The 5,536-nt window shown below is 46.7% G+C and carries 3 protein-coding genes; 2 read left to right on the top strand and 1 reads right to left on the bottom strand.

Features of this window, described 5'->3' with window-relative positions; genetic code table 11:
- A partial coding sequence (locus ENI34_09570) for a hypothetical protein (GenBank protein ID HEC79366.1) occupies positions 1–285 on the bottom strand: 285 nt, incomplete at its 3' end.
- 305 nt (positions 286–590) lie between these two features.
- On the opposite strand from ENI34_09570, the gene ENI34_09565 reads away from it, so the two are divergent.
- Together ENI34_09565 and ENI34_09560 are read left to right on the top strand one after the other, a co-directional pair.
- The gene (locus tag ENI34_09565; GenBank protein ID HEC79365.1) at positions 591–2,825 is read left to right on the top strand and encodes a T9SS type A sorting domain-containing protein; all 2,235 of its coding nucleotides are present in this window, start codon (positions 591–593) and stop codon (positions 2,823–2,825) included.
- Between the two features lie 63 nt (positions 2,826–2,888).
- The coding region (locus tag ENI34_09560; GenBank protein ID HEC79364.1) for a hypothetical protein at positions 2,889–5,536 on the top strand (2,648 nt) is incomplete at its 3' end.

Below are 5,536 nucleotides of genomic sequence, written 5' to 3'. Positions count from 1 at the left end.
GCCAGATAGATTCGTTTCTGGGATAAGGCAGTTGCCAAGACTGTCCCGTTTCGAATAGTATATCTCACCACTGATTAATGAATTGTCATCCCATGTTATCCAGACATTATTCTTACTATCAATCCCAATATCAGGATATTCCTCAACGGCGAGTGTATCAGCATTTATCAGAATGTCATCCGACCAACCGTCTGGATATGCATAGAGAATACATAAGTGTTCATTCACGGTGACTGCCGAGTAAACGAAAAAGACTACTAAAAGGACAAGCAACTGCTTTATCATATCAACCGTTTATCGTGCAATTTCTACAGGTATCACTTTCTGCATTTTTCCTCCTCATAGTTTACCATTTTCCTCTTGTTTGTCAAGAACCCACACTGCTCCCCTCTAAATTGGACAAGAAGGGACCTGATTAATGTTACACATTATAGATTTATTGTCAAGGACCATTTTCTTGCACTCTTATCTTGACATTCCCCTAAAATTTATTATAATTTACAGATAAAGGAAAGAGCTCCATTAGATTTAAGTCTCGAGGAAGATTTTATGAGTCATAAAGAGGGAAAGACAAGAAGAAAGGAGTGTGTATGAAAAAGATTATAATTCTCAGCCTCGTTCTTATATTCTTCTCTTTCGGTCAGGAAATGATTGTGCGTGTATACACCTCATCATGGGAAAATTTAAGTCGGATTTCTCCCAAATATAATTTAGATATTGCAGCAGCCCATGCTGGCGAGTGGTATGATATCGTTGTCGACCAGGTGACAATGGATAAAATAATCAATTCGGGTTTGAGTTATGAATTGATTGTTCCCAGCATTGCTCTGGAAAAAGAGAAAGTCAGGGCGCAATATCTTTCCTATGCCCAGATCACTGACAGTCTTCGTCAGATGGTTCAGAATTTCCCGTCGATATGTAAATTCGATTCTTTACCCATTCCCACTTATGAAGGAAACTGGATTTACGGCATAAAGATTTCAGACAATCCCGGCGTGGAAGAGGATGATGAAGCCGGAATTCTTGTGGAAGGTACGCACCATTCACGGGAGTGGGCGTGTCCGATCATGGTTCTGTTCTTCGCCGATTCAATGCTCAGTGCTTATGGTAATGTTCCCGAGATCACCGAGATCATCAACAACACGGAAATCTATTGTTTTCCGGTGATTAATGTCGACGGTTATCTGTATGATTATCCCGGGGGATATTACTGGCGTAAGAATCGGGAACCGTTCGGAGGCAGTATCGGAACCGACCCGAACCGTAATTACGGCTGCTGCGCCGGTGAGCTTGAAGGAGAATGGGGTGCGGTCGATGCCGGTAAGGCATGCCACAATCCCGGTGATATAACTTTTTGCGGTGCCTATACAAATTCAGGTGATGAAACAAAGTCGCTGGCGATGTTTGTGCGGTCCCATATATGCAATGCCTATATGACGTATCACAGCTACAGTGAACTCCTTATGTGGCCATGGGGCTGGAAGGCGCAGGAAACGCCTGATTCACTCCTCTATGACCAGAAAGGAAATTATATGGCGGATATGATCCAGCGCCTGGGCGGCGGCACTTATGGCCGCGGTACTGTATATAATGCAATCTATCCGGTGAGCGGTTCAAGTATGGACTGGTTCTACAGCTGGTGCCATTATGTGGGCGGCATTTCCAATCTTTCTTTCACCGCTGAACTGGGTACTTCTTTTTATCAGCCCCAGAGCGATCTTGATAATATCTGTCATCAAAACTTCAAGGCATTGAAGTACCTCGCCCATTTTGCTGATTCCATTGTTATACTATGTGAAGGAGCGGTGGCGCCTCCTGAGATCTATCCCTTAGGTACAGTCGGTGAGAATTTCACCATATACTGGCATCCGGTCAACAGTAATGACAACCATCCGCTGCAGTGGGAACTGGTTGAGCTTTCGGCTCCGACGGTCATCGAAGATGATCTGGAGTCAGGAACAGGACGCTGGATTCTTGAAGGATTTACGAGCAGCACCTCCCAGGCGCATTCCGGCACCCACAGTCTCTTTTCGGGAAATCAGAATAATATGAATCATGGGGTCAGAAGCGTCCATCCCTATCTGGTGCAGAGCGGAGATTCCCTTACCTTCTGGTGCCGTTATGATCTGGAAGATGATTATGACGTGGCGGTGGTTGAGGTGTCGGAAAACACCAAAGAATGGTTCAACCTCGATACCACAAGATTCAACGGAACCCAGAATTCCTGGGTCAGAAAATCTTATTCACTTGAGAACTGGGTCGGTAAGTCGATCTACATAAGATTTCGCGCAATGACCGACGGCAGTGTATTGGGCAGTGGTTTCTATGTTGATGATATCTATCCTTCATGTCTCTTTAATTCTGTGACGACGATCTCGTCGAGTATTCCGGATACTTCCTATTACTTCTCGAACCATCCTGAAGGTGAATACTATTACTATGTAAAAGGGTATAATACAACATGGGGTTGGGGTGATTATTCATGTTTGAAAAAAGCGAATGTGGTGGTCGGGATTGAAGAAAAGCCCAATGCCGGCGTTCGTCCGGACACACCGAAATTTTCGCTCTATCCCAATCCATTTTACCGAACAACGACGGTCAGTTTTTACAGAGGTGATAGGGAAGAGGATGCTTTTATAAAAATCTACAATTCCACAGGCCGGCTGGTGAGAAACTTTGTTCTGAAATCAGAAGGGCAAAAACAGAATTCTGTTCTGTGGAAAGGGCTGGATGACAGCGGTCGTCCTCTTCCGACAGGGGTCTATTTTGTTCACTATACAATCGGTAATTATATGAAGACTGAAAAGGCGATACTCTTCAGATAAGGTTATGGTCCGTGGATGCAAGATGATAAAAATGTCCACAGCCGTATGGTGTAAGGAGGAAAGATGAAAAGGCTTTGTTGCCTCTTGGTTCTGGTTTTGTTGCCTCTGTCAGCAGGGACAATAACCCGAACAGTGTTTTTTAACAGGGGAAATCTGAAAATCTCCCGGCTTGGTGAATATGATGTTGTTGAGCTCAACGGTTATCCGGCACTCATCAACCCCGGTGAACCCAGGGTACCGCGGGTCGTCCAGGCGCTGTTGATACCAGCCGGAGCGACACCCACAGAGGTTGAGATTGTTGAAGAGAACTGGGTTGATATACCGGGGACATATAAGGTGGTGCCGGCGCAACCGGACGTTCCTTTACCAGTACCTGGAAAGACATTCGAAATGCCGGATTTCAAGCCGGATCCGCGGGTCTATGGTTCAACACAGCCCTATCCAGGGATCAAGATAAAGATCAACGGCGCCGGAACTATGAACGGCTATCGGATTGCTCATATCGAACTCTTTCCAGTACGATATATTCCGTCGACCGGTAAGATTCAATTCGCTACTTCCATCACTTACCGTGTTACATATAAAGAAAATCAGGTTCCCGCTCTTATCGCTACCGAACGCCAGAAAGAGGTCTTTGGGCGTGCCGTGAAATCAGTGGTCATCAATCCTGAAGATATTCCTGTTTTCGCTCCGCGCGTCGGCAAAAAAGGAAACAACACCCGTCTTGACCCGGGATATTACGAGTATGTAATTATTACGGAATCTCCGATGGATACCGTGTTTCAGCGCTTTGCCGATTATAAGACCCATAAAGGCGTTCCAGCGACCGTGGTCAGTGTATCCTGGATCAACAGCAATTATACGGGTTATGACCTGGCGGAAAAAGTAAGGAATTTCATCATCGACGCTCAATCAGAATGGGGAACGATATATGTCTTACTCGGTGGTTCAGGAGATTACAATTCGAGCGGTCAGAATATTGTTCCGACCCGTAAAGGGTGGTATGTGAGTGTTGGCGGGCCAGACAATGATTCTTTGCCTGCGGATTTGTATTATGCTGATTTAGATGGTAATTGGGATGCAGATGGGGACCACCATTACGGCGAGTTGAGTGATAATGTCGATATGTACCACGATGTCTATGTGGGTCGCGCATCAGTCTATACCGTCGCGATGGCGCAGAATTTTGTTGATAAAATCCTTACTTATGAAAGAACCCCGCCAACTGACTATCTTAAAAAGATGATGCTTCCTACAGGAATTCTGTGGTCAAGTTATGAAGAAAGACCAATGCCGGATTCAATTGCCCGGATGACACCTGCCGGCTGGTTCGACGCCAAGATGTACGAACGCAACGGCGCCCTTTCACGTCAGGGAATGATTGATTCATTGAATATCGGTTATGCCATGGGGAACTGGGAAGGTCATGGAAACGAGACCGGTATTTACTACAACGGCGGTTCGACTCCTTTCTTGACATCGAGCGACGCCGACGGTCTGGTCAACGGCGATAAACAGGGGATTGCGATTGCAATCGCGTGTCTGTGCGGTGGCTGGGACCTTATGTCTGCAGGTGGAGATTGTTTTGCTGAGCACTTAGTGAATCGTGAGGGTGGTGGACTCGTTGCCGCAATGTTCAATGCCCGTTACGGCTGGGGCGCTTATGTGGGTGGTTATGTACCCGGTCCTTCTGAGCGGTTGGATACCACATTCTTCGCCAATATCTTTGAGGCAGGCGAGTATCGTGTCGGTCATGCCCATGGACTGGCAAAGGATGCCTGGGTACCGTATGCGGATTCAGGGGCTCAGTATGATAAGACGCGTTGGTGTATCTACGAGTTGAATCTCTTTGGTGATCCGGAAATGTATTTGTGGACAGATGTTCCGGCCAACCTGACGGTCGATTATCCGGGAGCAATTCCCATCGGCAATCAGAATGTGACGGTCACCGTAACGAGCAGCGGCAGCCCGGTCAATAATGCTCTGGTTTGTCTGCAAAAGGGTACAGAGACCTATGCCAGCGGTTATACCAACAGCTCGGGCAGCGTCGTCCTCAATGTCGAGCCGTTGACTCCAGGCTATATGGATATAACGGTTACAGCACAGAATCATTATCCATTTGAAGATTCGATTGTGGTGCAGGCGAGCAACTATGCATATGTCATGTATCAGAAATGCTCGGTCAGTGATCCCGGTCCCGGTGGTAATAACAACGGTGAACTCAATCCCGGTGAGTCAGTGGAACTGCCGCTCTGGGTTCAGAATCTCGGTCAATCCCAGGGCAATGGAATCATCGGCACCCTCGGCACAACTGATCCTTATGCTACTTTATCCGATACTATAAAGAATTTCGGTAATATCCCGGCCGGAGATTCGGCTACAACCGGTGCGGATGGTTATAACCTGGATGTTGCGGCTGACTGTCCGAATAACCATACGATCACCTTCACACTGACCTGTCACGACAATGTTGATTCCACCTGGACTTCTCACTTTAATTTAACGGTTTACGCACCGATTCTGGGGTTTGTGGATGTGATTGTGACCAATGACGGTAATGGCAACGGTATTCTGGATCCGGGTGAGACCGCGGATCTGGTCGTTACCTTAGAGAATACCGGTGGTGCTGATGCGAGCAATGTCACTTCGACATTAATGACCGCTTCTTCCTACATCACGATCAATGACAATTCTGGTAATTATGGAACGAT

The organism is candidate division WOR-3 bacterium (assembly GCA_011052815.1).
Classification (GTDB): domain Bacteria; phylum Hydrothermota; class Tepidihabitantia; order SM23-42; family SM23-42; genus DRIG01.
The sequence above is the reverse complement of the archived record's forward strand: the minus strand, read 5'-3'. Positions and strand labels throughout refer to the sequence as shown.

What these genes read in the sequence shown, in the direction of transcription:
- ENI34_09565 (HEC79365.1), top strand. Translation starts at nt 591, where the DNA reads ATGAAAAAGATTATAATTCTCAGCCTCGTTCTTATATTCTTCTCTTTC.